Here is a 15,445-nt window from a genome sequence, read left to right on the forward strand (position 1 = left end):
GTATTCGTAGGAGCTCACGGTAACTCAATCCGTGCCCTTGTAAAACACATCAAACAATTGTCAGATGATGAAATCATGGACGTGGAAATCCCTAACTTCCCGCCATTGGTATTCGAATTCGATGAAAAATTGAACGTAGTTGCTGAATACTACCTTGGAAAATAATTGATGATGAAGCTCTGCCTAGCAGAGCTTTTTCTCATTGTTGGAGAAAAATTCTTTTTCTTTCCTTTTAGATTTCCATGCTTCATTGCTGGGGAAATGTGGTAAAATAAAAGATAGATTTTTACGAGAATGAGAGAAGAAATGTCTAAGAGGAAATTTGATAGTCATTCTATCACAGGCCGACTCTACCTTCTATTTGGAATTGTCGGAGCCTTATTTTTGGTGCTGATCGCTCGTCTGGGCTATATGCAGGTCGTCAATCAAGAATTTTATACAGATAAATTAGCTAAAGCAAGTAAAACGAAGATTAAATCGAGTTCGGTTCGTGGGCAGATCTATGACGCTTCAGGCAAGCCCTTAGTGGAAAATACAACCAAGCAAGTGGTGACCTTTACACGAGACAATAAACTGACAGCAGAAGAAATCCGTGAAACAGCACAAAAATTGCTGCAGTATGTGTCGGTGTCGGATCTAAAAGTGACCGAGCGCCAAGAAGTTGACTATTATCTGGCGGATAATAAGGTTTACCGAGAAGTGGTTGAAAAATTACCCAAGGAGGAAAAATTTGATACGGATGGCAATCGTTTACCTGAATCCAAGATTTATAAAGCGGCGGCAGAGAGTATTGATCCAAGCCAGCTAGGGTATACGGATGAGGAAAAGAGAATCATCGCTTTGTTTAGCCAGATGAATGCTGTGCCGAACTTTTCTACAGGTACGATCCAGACGGATGACTTGACGACGGAGCAAGTCGCTACGATTGCTTCAATTGGCAAAGAACTTCCGGGCATTAGTATTTCAACTAGCTGGAATCGAAAAGTCTTGGAAACATCGCTAGCTTCGATTGTTGGTCAAATTTCGACCGAAAAAACAGGTCTGCCAGCTGAGGAAGCGGATGACTATGTCAAGAAAGGCTATTCTCTGAATGACCGAGTGGGAATTTCTTATCTGGAAAAAGAGTATGAGTCTGTTTTACAAGGAAAACGGGCAGAGAAAGAAATTCGGCTGGACAAAAATGGCAACATGGAGAGCGTTGAGACCATTTCCGAAGGCAGCAAAGGGAACAATTTGAAGCTAACTGTGGATCTGACTTTCCAGCAGGGAGTCGAGGATATTCTCAGAAATGCCTTTAATATGGAGCTAGCCAAAGGTAATGCCGCCTATTCAGAAGGCGTCTATGCTGTGGCTATGGATCCCAATACAGGATCAATCTTGGCCCTGGCTGGTATCAAGCACGACCTGGAAACAGGCGATATCTCGGCGGATGCGCTTGGTACCATTACAAATGTCTTTGTTCCTGGTTCTGTCGTTAAAGCGGCTACCTTAACCGCTGGTTGGCAGTATGGAGCCATTTCAGGAAATCAATCCTTGGTCGATCAGCCGATTCTTTTTGCGGGTTCTACTCCCATCAATTCTTGGTTTACGGCCTATGGTTCACGTTCTATTACGGCAGTGGAGGCTCTGGAATACTCGTCTAATACCTATATGGTTCAGGTGGCCCTAAATATGCTTGGAACTCCGTATAGCCCAAATATGGCTTTAGGAACCCATAATGTCGATGCTTCAATGAAAAAGCTCCGCTCGACTTTTGCAGAATATGGTCTGGGGACTGAGACAGGGATTGATTTACCGACGGAATCAACAGGCTATATTCCCAAAAACTTCACAGTTAGCAATTATATTACGGATGCTTTTGGTCAGTTTGATAACTACACTCCACTTCAGTTGGCTCAATATGCGTCGACAGTAGCCAATAACGGCAAACGGGTAGCTCCGCATCTGGTTGAAGGCATTTACGCCAACAATGACCAAGGTGGACTGGGAGACTTGATTGAGAAGAAGGAAACCAAAGAGTTAAATCAGGTCAATATTTCTGAGGAAAATATGGCTCTGATAAAACAAGGTTTCTATCAGGTGGTCAATGGATGGAGTGGCTTTACAACTGGACGGACGATTGCCCAAGGTGCCATGGTCTCGATCAGTGCCAAAACAGGGACTGCCGAAACCTTTGTCAACGGTGGTACATCTGCTATCAACACCAATGTCGTATCCTATGCACCAAGCGATAATCCTAAAATAGCTGTGGCCGTGGTCTTTCCGCACAATACTGACCTTTCCTCAACGGTCAGCCACAGTATTACCCGTGATATTATCAACCTTTATAATCAACAGCACCCTATGAATTAGAAAGGAAAGGCAGTAGAATCAGATCAAGATTTTACTGCTCAACGATTACTATTATGCTTTATCCAACTCCTATCGCCAAATTGATTGATAGCTTTTCCAAACTGCCGGGTATCGGCATCAAGACAGCTACTCGTTTGGCTTTTTATACCATCGGGATGAGTGACGATGATGTCAATGAATTTGCCAAAAATCTACTAGCTGCCAAGCGTGAGCTGACTTACTGCTCTATCTGTGGCAATCTGACAGACGATGATCCTTGTGCTATCTGTACGGATCAAACGCGCGATCAGACTGTGATTCTGATCGTTGAGGATAGCCGCGATGTGTCTGCCATGGAAAATATCCAAGAATACCACGGCCTCTATCATGTTCTCCACGGCCTTATTTCACCAATGAACGGTGTAGGACCAGATGATATCAATCTCAAGAGTCTCCTGACTCGCTTGATGGACAGCCAAGTGATGGAAGTGATTGTGGCTACTAATGCGACGGCTGACGGAGAAGCGACTTCTATGTATATTTCTCGAGTGCTCAAACCTGCAGGCATCAAGGTGACTCGACTGGCCCGCGGACTGGCTGTCGGCGCTGATATCGAATACGCAGACGAAGTGACCCTGCTCCGAGCCATTGAAAATCGGACAGAATTGTAAGAATAAAGAAAGATTTCCTGCTGAAAAACAGCTTTGGGAGTCTTTTTTCTATTCAAAAATGCTAGGAAATATGATATACTGAAACAGTCTAAAAAGAAGATGGGGCAACCCAAAATGAACTTATAGCTAGAAATGTTAGGATAAGATAATGGTCAAACAAACCTTGATTTTACTATACGGTGGCCGTAGTGCTGAGCGAGAAGTTTCAGTCTTGTCGGCTGAGAGTGTCATGCGAGCTATCAACTATGACAAATTTTCTGTCAAGACTTATTTCATCACAAAAGCTGGCGATTTTATCAAAACGCAGGTATTTACAGAAAAGCCGTCTGCAGATGAAAAGCTCATGACCAATGATACGGTTGACTTCTCGCAGCAAGTCAAACCGAGTGATATTTATGAGGAAAATGCAGTTGTCTTTCCTGTTCTTCATGGACCGATGGGCGAGGATGGCTCTATTCAAGGCTTCCTTGAAGTGCTGCGCCTTCCTTATGTAGGCTGCAACATCTTGTCTTCAAGTGTTGCCATGGACAAAATCACCACCAAACGTATTCTGGAGTCTGCTGGAATCCCACAGGTACCTTATGTAGCGGTGATTGAGGGTGAAAATCTGGAAGAAAAAATTGCCGAAATCGAAGAAAAATTAACTTATCCTATTTTTACTAAACCGTCTAATATGGGCTCTAGTGTCGGTATTTCCAAGTCTGAGAATCAAGAGGAGCTGCGGGCAGCATTGGATTTGGCCTTCAAGTATGACAGCCGTGTCTTGATTGAGCAGGGAGTCAATGCGCGTGAGATTGAGGTTGGTCTCTTAGGAAATTATGACGTTAAGAGCACCTTGCCGGGCGAAGTGGTCAAGGATGTGGCTTTCTACGACTATGAAGCCAAGTATATTGACAATAAGATTACCATGGACATTCCTGCGAAAATCTCGGACGAGGTTATTTCAGTCATGCGTACGAATGCTGAGACAGCCTTTCGTGCCTTGGGCGGACAGGGATTGGCTCGCTGTGATTTCTTCTACACCGAAGAAGGGGACATTTTCCTCAATGAGCTCAACACCATGCCTGGCTTTACCCAATGGTCTATGTATCCCTTGCTTTGGGAAAATATGGGACTGCCTTATTCTGATTTGATTGAGAAATTGGTAAATCTAGCTGAAGAGGCCTTTGCTAAGAGAGAAGCGCATCTTTTATAATTATGATATAATAGAGGGACTGAGAAGACAGACTGAATGTTTAGTATTTAGTTTGGCCTCACTCCCTTCTTTTTTGGGAAAAAGCGAAAAAATGAGTTAAAAATATGAAATTAGATTTATATGAAATAGCAGAAGTCTTGGCTGCGAAAAATGATGTCAGTCAGTTTGAAAATGTGACTTTTAGAAATGCTGAATTTGACAGCCGTTTGATTGAGGCGGGGGATCTTTTTATCCCGCTCAAGGGCGCGCGTGACGGCCATGACTTTATCGCGACGGCTTTTGCTCAGGGGGCTGCGGCTACCTTGTCTGAACGTCCAGTAGCAGAAGGGCCCTATGTCTTGGTCGATAATGTGTTAGCGGCCTTTCAAGCTTTGGCTCAATACTATCTAGAAAAGACAGGTGTAGATGTGCTCGCTGTGACAGGCTCCAATGGGAAGACTACAACCAAGGATATGCTGGCTCAGCTACTGGCTACTAGCTACAAAACCTATAAGACCCAAGGCAACTATAATAATGAAATCGGTTTGCCCTACACGGTGCTCCACATGCCGGACGACACAGAAAAGCTGGTTTTGGAAATGGGACAGGACCACTTGGGAGATATCCATCTTCTATCTGAAATTGCCAAGCCGAAAACTGGCATTGTGACCTTGATTGGCGAAGCTCACTTAGAATTTTTCGGAAGCCGTATGGAGATTGCTAAAGGCAAGATGCAGATTGCAGATGGCATGAGGAAAGGCAGTCTGCTCTTGGCTCCAGCAGACAAGATTGTCAATGACTTTCTGCCAGACCAGCAAAAAGTGGCTCGCTTTGGTCCCGATGCAGATATTTGCTTGACCCGTCTAGAAGAGCGTAAGGATAGTTTGACCTTTGAAGCGAATTTTCTGGAGCAGGCGATTGACTTGCCCGTGACTGGCAAATACAATGCGACCAACGCCATGATCGCCTCTTACGTGGCCTTGCAAGAGGGTGTCAGTGAGTCGGCGATCCGTCAGGCCTTTGCCCAGCTGGAATTGACCCGCAATCGAACCGAGTGGAAGAAGGCGGCTAATGGGGCCGATATCCTGTCAGATGTCTACAACGCCAATCCAACAGCCATGCGCTTGATTCTTGAGACTTTCTCAACGATTCCAGCCAGTCAGGGAGGCCGCAAGGCTGCAGTCTTGGCGGATATGAAGGAGCTGGGTGCTGACTCCAAGCTGATGCACGGAGCCATGATTACCAGCCTCAATCCAGAGATTATCACCGATCTTTTCCTTTATGGCGAGGATATGGAAGCCCTCTATGTCTATGCTCGGGAAATCTACCCACCAAATCGGGTGCATTATTTTGTCAAAAATGCTGACAAAGATCAGTTTGAAGATTTGACCAAGACCGTTAAGACTTGGTTGCAATCAGCCGACCAAATCTTGCTCAAGGGCAGTAATTCGATGAAATTGGATAAACTAGTGGAGGCCTTGGAGCATGGGGACAACTGATACTTCTTCTAGTCTAGATAGACAGTTGAAAAACTTTTTGAAAAAAATGAAGGACTTTGCTAGGAACGGCAAGCCCAATGTCCTTAAAAATTATGTATTAGGATGAAAATTTGAAAGATGAATTTACTAGATTTTTTTACTAGTCACAAAACAGAACCGCCTGTGATAACGCCTTTTGCTTATATTCTGCTCATGATGAGCCTAGTGTCCGTCATCTATGTTGCCAGTCGTTTTTTTGAGCGAAAGAAAGTACAGACCTTTTTTAGAGTTGCCCAAATCGTACAATTAGTCTCTTTGTATGGCTGGTACTTGGCTATTCAGGAGCCTTTATCGGAGAGTCTCCCTTTGTACCATTGTCGAGTGGCGATGTTTGCTGTCTTGCTACTGCCAGATAAAGTAGCCTATAAGCAATATTTCGCCTTACTGGGAGTGTTTGGACCGATTTGCGCTATTGTCTATCCGATTTTGGACCCATATCCATTTCCACATATCACGCTATTTTCATTTTTCATCGGTCATTTAGCCCTGTTAGGCAATTCGATTATCTACCTGATGAAGCATTATGATAGACTTAATTTGTCCTATCGCCGTATCGTAGAAATTACCTTTGGCTTAGACTTCCTTATCTTGCTTGGAAATATTGCTTTCGGGGGCAACTACGGTTTCTTAAAGGAGCCACCTCTGGTAGGAGATCATGGTATGCTTGGGAATTATATGATCGTGTCTGTGGTCTTAGCGACGGCCTTGCTTCTATTTTCTTACTTGTTCAAAGAAATGAAGGAAAGACAGGCAGAGCGATTGACCCAATAAAGATTGGAAGAGGAAATGATTTCTCTGATAACTAGAAAAATTCTGCCTAGATTTTCAAGCTGCATGGGAGTTTGAACATACAGATTTTAAAAGTAGAAAGGAAACTGGATGCATCATTTTTTGACTACCAACCAAACTGAACCACCCTTTGTTTCAGCTTTGGCCTACTCTTTGATGATGGCGCTGCTTTTGCTGTCTATATACGCATCGATAAAATACCATAAGAATCCTAGCTTTATCAAAAGCATGAAAATCCTTCAGTTGTGCCAACTGGCAATTCTTTATGGTTGGTATGTGGGTTTTCAGCTCCCTCTGGCAAATAGTCTGCCTCTATACCATTGCCGTTTGGCCATGTTTGCGGTAGTCTTTCTGCCAGATAAATGGCCCAGCAAGCAGTATTTCGCTCTTTTAGGAGCCAGCGGGGCAGTCTTCGCCCTCGGCTATCCAGTCTTTGATCCTTATGATTTCCCGCATATTACCAGCTTCTCTTTCCTGATTGGTCACTATGCCCTCTTGGTTAATTCCCTAATTTATCTGATGAATCACTACGACAAGACCCAGCTCAAGAAATACATGATTGTTCTCTATACTTTTGTGCTCGATGCCTTTCTTGTCGGTGTTAATCAAGTGACGGGTGGAAATTACGGTCTGCTAAAAAGCCCGCCTTTTATCAGTCAGCACAATCTTTTAGTAAAATATCTAGCTGTGTCGATTATTTTATCCGCTACCTTGCTTCTTTTTGATGAAGTATTTAAGAAACGGTGGAAAAAACAACTGGAAATTGTTTAATATTGAATGTTACAAGCTCCTGTCAAGTTTATTTGGCAGGACTTTTCTTAAATCTGATTTTAATCTTAATCTATGTAATTTTCTCTTTAGCAGTGTCATTGTCAGATTGTAAGACAAGTTAGCCAAATATAAAGAATAGAATCGCTGGAAAGAGCGATTTTTATCATTCTTATATAATTGAAAAAAAGCGCCAAATCCGCTATAATAGGTAGGTTGAAAGGATTAGAATATTCCAATGTAAAATAAAAAATACTGACATTCACCATTATCCAAAAAGAAAAGAAAGAGAAGAAGATGACTTTACAAGAAGAAATTAAGAAACGACGCACCTTTGCTATCATCTCCCACCCGGACGCGGGTAAAACAACTATTACTGAGCAGCTGCTCTACTTTGGGGGCGAAATTCGTGAGGCTGGTACAGTCAAGGGAAAAAAGACTGGTAACTTTGCCAAGTCTGACTGGATGGATATCGAGAAACAACGTGGGATTTCGGTAACTTCATCTGTTATGCAGTTTGACTACGACGGCAAACGCGTCAACATCCTAGACACACCAGGGCACGAAGACTTCTCAGAAGATACCTATCGGACCTTGATGGCGGTGGATGCTGCGGTCATGGTCGTGGACTCTGCCAAGGGTATTGAGGCCCAAACCAAGAAATTGTTTGAGGTTGTCAAACACCGTGGAATCCCTGTCTTTACCTTTATGAACAAGCTAGACCGTGATGGGCGTGAGCCACTGGACCTCTTGCAAGAATTGGAAGAAGTCTTGGGCATTGCGAGCTACCCGATGAACTGGCCAATTGGTATGGGGAAGGCCTTTGAAGGCTTGTATGACCTCTATAACCAACGTTTGGAGCTCTACAAAGGGGATGAACGTTTTGCTAGTCTGGAAGATGGAGATAAACTTTTTGGTAGCAATCCTTTCTACGAGCAAGTCAAGGATGACATTGAGCTCCTGAAGGAAGCAGGGAATGAGTTCTCAGAGGAAGCTATTTTAGCTGGTGAGCTAACTCCTGTCTTCTTTGGATCAGCCTTGACAAACTTTGGTGTGCAGACCTTCCTTGAAACTTTCTTGAAATTTGCGCCAGAACCGCATGGCCACAAGAAAACAGATGGAGAAATTGTCGATCCTTATGATAAGGATTTCTCCGGATTTGTCTTTAAAATCCAAGCCAACATGGACCCTCGTCACCGTGACCGCATTGCCTTTGTCCGTATCGTATCAGGTGAATTTGAACGTGGCATGAGTGTCAATCTGCCTCGAACTGGTAAAGGTGCCAAGCTGTCTAGTGTTACTCAGTTTATGGCGGAAAGTCGTGAAAATGTGACCAATGCCGTGGCAGGTGATATCATCGGGGTTTACGATACAGGTACTTATCAGGTTGGAGACACCTTGACAGTTGGAAAAAACAAGTTTGAATTTGAACCACTGCCAACCTTTACCCCTGAGATTTTCATGAAAGTTTCTGCTAAGAACGTCATGAAGCAAAAATCCTTCCACAAGGGGATTGAACAATTAGTGCAAGAAGGAGCCATTCAGCTTTATAAGAACTACCAAACAGGCGAGTATATGCTGGGTGCTGTCGGACAACTCCAGTTTGAAGTCTTTAAGCACCGCATGGAAGGCGAGTACAATGCAGAAGTGGTCATGAGCCCAATGGGTAAAAAGACCGTTCGTTGGATCAAGCCTGAGGACTTGGATGAACGGATGTCATCAAGCCGCAATATCTTGGCTAAGGATCGTTTCGACCAACCAGTCTTCCTCTTTGAAAATGACTTTGCCCTCCGCTGGTTTGCGGACAAGTACCCGGATGTGAAGTTAGAAGAGAAGATGTGATTCAGTAAGTCTACTTGATTGCATAGCAATCTAAGTAGACTACGGCAAGTCCTATTAGACTTGCCTAACTGCCTCACTAACTGAGTTTTACAAATGAAATCGATTTGTAAAACTCAGTGTCGTAGTGTAAAATCGGCTTACCTAAACGCTTCACTAGTAAAGTTTTACGAATATTATCGATTCGTAAAACTTTACGTCGTAACGGAAAGGAAGCCAAATACCTAACTACCTCACTAACTCATCGGCGAAAAAAGACTGTTTTCGCCTTTTCGTATCGTAAAGGGTAGAAAGTTAGACTAGCTACCTGCCTTACACTTATGTTTAGAAAATAATATCGATTTGCTTGTTTATTGTCAGGACATAGGAGCTTTGGCAATGAGGCTAAGTGTGGACATTAGGCGTGAGTTATTAGACAATTATTCTAGATCCCAGAAAGGAGTTCTATGTTTCTGGAAAGAAAACTAAAAGACCAATCTGTCTGGATCAACATTGACTCAGATGATGTTAAAAAGAATGGACAGATTTATCAGGATTACAATATCGACCTTGAAACCATCGAGTATGCACTGGATAAAAACGAGCGAGCTCACATGGACTACAATCGTGAGAATGGGACGGTTCTTTTTATCTATAATGTCCTGAATTTAGCGACAGAGAAGGACTACTATGAGACTATTCCGATGACTTTCGTGGTACAGCAGGATCGTCTCATCACCATCAGCAATCAAGACAATGCCTATGTGGTCGATATCATGAAGGCCTACACGGAGCACCATGAGCCTGTATCGGTCTATAAGTTTCTTTTTGCTAGTCTGGAGTTGATCTCCAATTCCTACTATCCGGTCATTGAGCAGATGGATAAGCGCAAGGATGAGCTTAACAGACTTTTGCGTCAAAAAACTACTAAAAAGCACTTGTTTGCCCTCTCCGACTTGGAAACTTCTATGGTCTATCTGGTGGCGGCATCCAAGCAAAATACTATTCTTCTGGGGCACATCAAGAGTCATGCTGTTTATCGTAGCTTTGATGAACTAGAAACCGAGCAGTTTGAAGATGCCATGATTGAGGCACGTCAGCTGGTTTCAATGACGGATTTGATTGCTCAAGTTCTTAGCCAGCTTTCGGGCTCCTATAATAACATTCTGAACAACAATCTGAATGATAATTTGACTGTCTTGACCATTATTTCGGTTCTTCTGGCAGTTCTTGCAGTCATCACTGGCTTCTTTGGTATGAATGTGCCCCTGCCTTGGGCAACGGACAAGAATGCCTGGCTTTACATTGTCACCATCAGTCTTGTTCTTTGGGTTCTTCTGACCAATCTCCTCAAATGGGTGGTCAATAAAGAGCGATGAATAAAATATATTAAATGAATGAGGCTTTCGAGCCTCATTTATTTGTGGTGCTAGCTGGAGCGAGTTTCATATTCTATTTATGAAAAATAGAGATAAAATTTCTTGTATAGTAGGACAAAAAGATGAAAAACTGCTTTCAAAGTAGTATAATAATCTTAGTATCATAATAGGAGGTTTCATATGCTGCATGTAGAAAAACTAGAAAAAAGTTTTGGGCAAAAGCAAGTCTTGTTCGGTATTGATTTTGAAGCCCAGACGGGACATATCCTTGGTTTGATTGGGAAAAACGGTGCTGGGAAAACAACGATTTTTCACAGTATTTTGCGCTTCCTAGACTATAGTGGAGAGATCCGTTTCGAAGGGCAGGCTATCAAGCAGGAGACCTATAGCAGGATTGGCTATCTACCTGAGGAAAGAAGCCTGATGCCCAAGCTGACGGTCTTTGAGCAAGTGCGCTATCTGGCAAATCTAAAGGGTGTGCCGACAGCTGTTGTCAAAGAAAAACTGCCTCAGTGGATGGAAATGCTTCAGGTCAAGGGGAAATTAACCGACAAAATCAAGAGTTTGTCTAAGGGGAACCAGCAAAAGGTTCAGCTGATTATCACGCTCCTGCATGAGCCAGACTTGATTATTTTAGACGAGCCCTTCAGCGGTCTGGATCCTGTCAATACAGAAATCCTGAAGGAAGTGATTGTTGAGGAGAAAAAGCGCGGAGCGACGATTATCTTCTCGGATCATGTCATGACAAATGTGGAAAAATTGTGTGATGATGTTCTGATGATTCGTGACGGGCAAGTAGTTCTAAATGGGGATGTACAGGCAGTCCGCAACCAATATGGTAAAACTCGTCTTTTCGTCTCAAGTGACCTATCACAGGCTGAATTAGAAGCCCTGCCTCATGTTGTCAAGGCGACGCAGACCAAGCAAGGAATCTGGAAATTGATTTTGGATGACGAAACAGCTGGCCCTGAATTGTTTGATCGCTTGACCCAGGGAAGTTATGTGGCGACTTTTGACCAGCAGGCACCGACAATTGATGAAATTTTCAAATTAGAATCAGGGGTGGAAGTATGAAACAAATGTTAATCGTTATCAAAGAAACATACCTGCGTCATGTCAAGTCTTGGAGTTTTGTCTTTATGGTCTTGTCTCCTTTTCTCTTTCTTGGGCTGAGCTTGGGGATTGGCTATCTGCAAGGAAGCTCGATGGCCTCTTCAAAAAAAGTAGCAGTACTGACCCAGCTTGATTCTGTACGAGAAGTATTAAGAGCTGAAGATCAGCTGAGTTTTCAGTACAAAGATGAAGCAGCAGCCAAGCAGGCTGTAAAAGATAAGAAAATCGCGGGCTATCTGACGATTGAGGAAAGAGCTGGACAGCTTTCTGCCACCTACTATGCAGAAACCAGCATGAACGCTGCAATGAAAATGGCTCTGTCCAATTCCCTTATCCAGGTCCAGCAGGCTTTAAACTTGGCTCAGGCTGATTTATCAGATGAGCAGAGTCAGATTCTTGCGCGGACAGTCCAGTTTGAAGAAAAAATCAATGAAAATAAAGAAGGCAAGAAGATGGTTCAGACCTTTGCTGCAATGGGACTGGGCTTCCTGCTCTATATGATTCTGATTACTTATGCCAGCATTACTGCCCAAGATGTAGCAAGTGAAAAGGGCACAAAAATCATGGAAGTTATCTTCTCCAGTATTAAGGCGACGGATTATTTCTATGCTCGTATGATTGGGATTTTTGCAGTGATTCTTAGCCATCTGGGTATTTATGTGCTTGGTGGACTGGCAGCCTTTCTCTTTGCGGACAGCATTCCTCTTGTATCTCAAGTTTTGAAGAGCAATCCAGCCATTCAACAGTATATCGGAGAAGCTGTGTCTTTGAATACTCTAGCTTTTGTAGCTGTTAGCATCTTTATGTATGTCGTCTTGTCGGCCTTTCTTGGCTCCATGGTGGCTCGAGCAGAAGATACAGGAAAAGTCCTTTCGCCAGTTATCATGCTGATTTTAGTCGGCTTCATGGGAGTTTCAGCTTTGGGGGCAGCAGGAGATAATGTGATTTTGAAGGTTGGTTCTTATCTTCCTTTCATCTCAACCTTTTTCATGCCTTTCCGAGCTATCAATGGTTATGCAACCAGCTTGGAAGCTTGGCTTTCTCTAGGAATTACAGCTGCTTTTGCGGTGATGATGACCGTTTTCATTGCACGAATCTACTCCAGCCTTGTCCTGCAGACGGATGATTTGGGAGCTTGGAAGACCTTCAAACGTGCTTTAAAATATAAATAAATCACAACTTCACTGGAGTCATCTGGTGGAGTTTTCTTTTTGTATTTTAATTTAATATTTTGAATAATAGGGCTAGGTAAAAAGTGGAATTTATGGTAAAATAGTACAGATAAAACAAGGAGTGGAAAAATGGTAGAACCTAAATATAAGCGTATTTTGATTAAACTATCTGGAGAAGCTTTGGCTGGCGAAAAAGGTGTAGGGATCAACATCGCCACTGTTCAAAAGATGGCTGAAGAAATCAAGGAAGTCCATGAACTGGGCATTCAAATTGCCTTGGTTATCGGTGGTGGTAATCTTTGGCGAGGCGAGCCAGCAGCAGAAGCAGGCATGGATCGCGTTCAAGCGGACTATACTGGCATGTTAGGAACCGTCATGAATGCACTTGTAATGGCGGATTCTCTGCAACAAGTGGGTGTTGACACCCGCGTTCAAACAGCAATTGCCATGCAGCAGGTAGCTGAGCCTTATATTCGTGGACGTGCCCTTCGTCACTTGGAAAAAGGTCGGATTGTTATTTTCGGTGCTGGTATTGGTTCACCATATTTCTCAACAGATACGACAGCTGCTCTGCGGGCTGCGGAAATTGAGGCAGATGCTATTCTCATGGCTAAAAATGGCGTGGATGGGGTCTACAATGCCGATCCAAATAAAGATAAAACAGCTGTGAAGTTTGATGAATTGACCCACCGTGATGTTATTAACAAAGGTTTGCGCATCATGGACTCGACTGCTTCTACCCTTTCTATGGACAATGACATTGACCTAGTCGTCTTCAATATGAATGAACCTGGCAATATCAAACGAGTCGTCTTTGGCGAGCAAATCGGGACAACTGTCTCAAATAATTTATAAAAATCAGGGAGAAAAGAAAATGGCAAATGCAATTGTAGAAAAAGCAAAAGAAAGAATGACCCAGTCGCACCAAAGTCTAGCGCGTGAATTTGGTAGCATTCGTGCAGGCCGCGCTAATGCTAGCCTTTTGGATCGTATCCAAGTGGAATACTATGGAGTAGAGACACCGCTTAACCAACTTTCTTCTATCACGATTCCAGAAGCGCGTGTGCTATTGGTAACACCTTTTGACAAGTCTTCTATCAAGGATATCGAGCGTGCGATCAATGCATCTGACTTAGGTATTACACCATCTAGCGACGGATCTGTCATTCGATTGGTTATTCCAGCTCTGACAGAGGAAACTCGTCGTGACTTGGCTAAAGAAGTGAAAAAAGTCGGTGAAAATGCTAAGATTGCGATTCGTAACATCCGCCGCGATGCGATGGACGAAGCAAAGAAACAGGAAAAGGCTAAAGAAATCACTGAAGATGAATTGAAGGTTCTTGAAAAGGATATTCAAAAAGTCACTGATGATGCAGTGAAGCATATCGATGATATGACAGCGACTAAGGAAAAGGAACTTCTAGAAGTTTAATATTTTAGCAGAATCAAAACTCAGTTGGCCTAGGCTGGCTGAGTTGTTTTAACATAAAAATCCTTGCGATTAGAAGAGGCAAGGTAGAAGTAGGACTATATGAACACAAATCTTGCTAGCTTCATCGTGGGGATTATCACGGATGAAAATGATCGTTTTTACTTTGTTCAAAAGGATGGACAAACTTATGCCCTTTCTAAGGAAGAGGGACCGCATGAGCTTGGTCAGTCTGTCAAGGGCTTTGCCTATAGCGATATGAAGCAGAAGCTTCGCCTGACGACTCTTGAAGTCACAGCGACCCAAGAGCAATTTGGTTGGGGAACAGTGACGGAGGTTCGTAAGGATCTAGGCGTCTTTGTCGATACCGGCCTGCCGGATAAGCAAATCGTCGTGTCACTAGACATCTTGCCAGAAATCAAGGAACTTTGGCCTAAGAAGGGCGACCGCCTCTATATTCGTCTGGATGTGGACAAGAAAGACCGCATCTGGGGTCAACTGGCTTATCAAGAGGATTTCCAGCGTCTGGCTCGCCCTGCCTACAATAACATGCAGAACCAAAATTGGCCAGCCATTGTTTATCGGCTCAAGCTTTCTGGCACCTTTGTCTATCTGCCAGAGAATAATATGCTGGGCTTCATCCATCCGAGCGAGCGCTATGCAGAACCACGTCTGGGGCAGGTCTTAGACGCACGAGTAATTGGCTTCCGTGAAGTAGACCGCACCCTTAATCTCTCCCTCAAGCCTCGCTCCTTTGAAATGCTGGAAAACGATGCCCAGATGATTCTGACCTATCTGGAGAGCAACGGTGGCTTCATGACTTTGAACGACAAATCTTCACCAGACGACATCAAGGCCACTTTTGGTATTTCCAAAGGCCAGTTTAAAAAAGCTCTGGGTGGGCTGATGAAGGCTGGTAAAATCAAGCAAGATGTGACTGGAACGGAGTTGGTGTAAATGAGAAAATCTTTTTACAGCTGGCTGATGACGGAGCGAAATCCAAAAAGTAATAAGCCCAAAGCTATTTTGGCGGACTTGGCTTTTCAGGATACGGCCTTTCCCAAGCATACAGATGATTTTGATGAAGTCAGTCGTTTTTTGGAGGAGCATGCAAATTTTTCCTTTAACTTGGGCGAGTTTGATGCTATTTGGGAAGAGTATCAGGCCCATTAAGTGGATAGTGGCTAGGGATAGTCATTTTCTGCTTGCTTTGATATAATAAAGGTAATTCATTCAAAAAATTAAAATAGAGAGGTTCTTTGT

The 15,445-nt window shown here is 43.4% G+C and carries 14 protein-coding genes and 1 pseudogene; all 15 read left to right on the plus strand.

Annotated features, from left to right (window positions below; translation table 11 throughout):
• A pseudogene (locus RWS39_RS02670) lies at window positions 1-165 on the plus strand (phosphoglycerate mutase); the annotation flags it as partial.
• 129 nt (window positions 166-294) lie between these two features.
• Complete coding sequence (gene pbp2b / locus RWS39_RS02675; protein WP_314480166.1) at window positions 295-2,352, plus strand: penicillin-binding protein PBP2B; 2,058 nt, start codon at window positions 295-297, stop codon at window positions 2,350-2,352.
• 53 nt (window positions 2,353-2,405) lie between these two features.
• Window positions 2,406-3,002 carry a recombination mediator RecR gene (gene recR, locus RWS39_RS02680; RefSeq protein WP_005589561.1) on the plus strand — a complete coding sequence of 199 codons (597 nt, stop codon included), beginning with the start codon at window positions 2,406-2,408 and terminating at the stop codon, window positions 3,000-3,002.
• Window positions 3,003-3,150: 148 nt separating this feature from the next.
• The gene (locus RWS39_RS02685) at window positions 3,151-4,197 is read left to right on the plus strand and encodes a D-alanine--D-alanine ligase (protein WP_314480169.1); all 1,047 of its coding nucleotides are present in this window, start codon (window positions 3,151-3,153) and stop codon (window positions 4,195-4,197) included.
• Window positions 4,198-4,301: 104 nt separating this feature from the next.
• The gene (locus tag RWS39_RS02690; RefSeq protein ID WP_314480172.1) at window positions 4,302-5,675 is read left to right on the plus strand and encodes a UDP-N-acetylmuramoyl-tripeptide--D-alanyl-D-alanine ligase; all 1,374 of its coding nucleotides are present in this window, start codon (window positions 4,302-4,304) and stop codon (window positions 5,673-5,675) included.
• 117 nt (window positions 5,676-5,792) lie between these two features.
• Entirely contained in the window at window positions 5,793-6,485 is a 693-nt protein-coding gene (locus RWS39_RS02695) for a YwaF family protein (RefSeq protein ID WP_314480174.1), read from the plus strand.
• A 108-nt stretch (window positions 6,486-6,593) separates the two neighbouring features.
• The gene (locus tag RWS39_RS02700; RefSeq protein ID WP_314480177.1) at window positions 6,594-7,274 is read left to right on the plus strand and encodes a YwaF family protein; all 681 of its coding nucleotides are present in this window, start codon (window positions 6,594-6,596) and stop codon (window positions 7,272-7,274) included.
• 294 nt (window positions 7,275-7,568) lie between these two features.
• The gene (locus RWS39_RS02705; protein ID WP_314480181.1) at window positions 7,569-9,113 is read left to right on the plus strand and encodes a peptide chain release factor 3; all 1,545 of its coding nucleotides are present in this window, start codon (window positions 7,569-7,571) and stop codon (window positions 9,111-9,113) included.
• Window positions 9,114-9,556: 443 nt separating this feature from the next.
• A complete protein-coding gene (locus RWS39_RS02710; protein ID WP_314480183.1) occupies window positions 9,557-10,468 on the plus strand; it encodes a magnesium transporter CorA family protein in 912 nt (303 codons plus the stop codon).
• Window positions 10,469-10,648: 180 nt separating this feature from the next.
• Window positions 10,649-11,542 carry an ABC transporter ATP-binding protein gene (locus tag RWS39_RS02715; RefSeq protein WP_314480185.1) on the plus strand — a complete coding sequence of 298 codons (894 nt, stop codon included), beginning with the start codon at window positions 10,649-10,651 and terminating at the stop codon, window positions 11,540-11,542.
• Window positions 11,539-12,753: an ABC transporter permease gene (locus tag RWS39_RS02720; RefSeq protein WP_314480188.1), complete on the plus strand. Its 1,215-nt coding sequence runs from the start codon at window positions 11,539-11,541 to the stop codon at window positions 12,751-12,753. The genes RWS39_RS02715 and RWS39_RS02720 overlap by 4 nt, the downstream gene beginning before the upstream one ends.
• A 129-nt stretch (window positions 12,754-12,882) precedes the next feature.
• Window positions 12,883-13,608: a UMP kinase gene (gene pyrH / locus RWS39_RS02725; protein ID WP_005589574.1), complete on the plus strand. Its 726-nt coding sequence runs from the start codon at window positions 12,883-12,885 to the stop codon at window positions 13,606-13,608.
• Between the two features lie 19 nt (window positions 13,609-13,627).
• Window positions 13,628-14,185, plus strand: coding sequence for a ribosome recycling factor (gene frr, locus RWS39_RS02730; protein WP_314480191.1), 558 nt, complete (start codon window positions 13,628-13,630; stop codon window positions 14,183-14,185).
• Between the two features lie 99 nt (window positions 14,186-14,284).
• Window positions 14,285-15,139, plus strand: a complete 855-nt coding sequence (cvfB, locus tag RWS39_RS02735; RefSeq protein WP_314480194.1) for an RNA-binding virulence regulatory protein CvfB — start codon at window positions 14,285-14,287, stop codon at window positions 15,137-15,139.
• The gene (locus RWS39_RS02740) at window positions 15,140-15,355 is read left to right on the plus strand and encodes a YozE family protein (RefSeq protein WP_005589581.1); all 216 of its coding nucleotides are present in this window, start codon (window positions 15,140-15,142) and stop codon (window positions 15,353-15,355) included. It abuts the gene before it with no gap.
• Window positions 15,356-15,445 lie beyond the last annotated feature (90 nt).

The organism is Streptococcus cristatus (genome assembly GCF_963529205.1).
Lineage (GTDB): Bacteria > Bacillota > Bacilli > Lactobacillales > Streptococcaceae > Streptococcus > Streptococcus cristatus_O.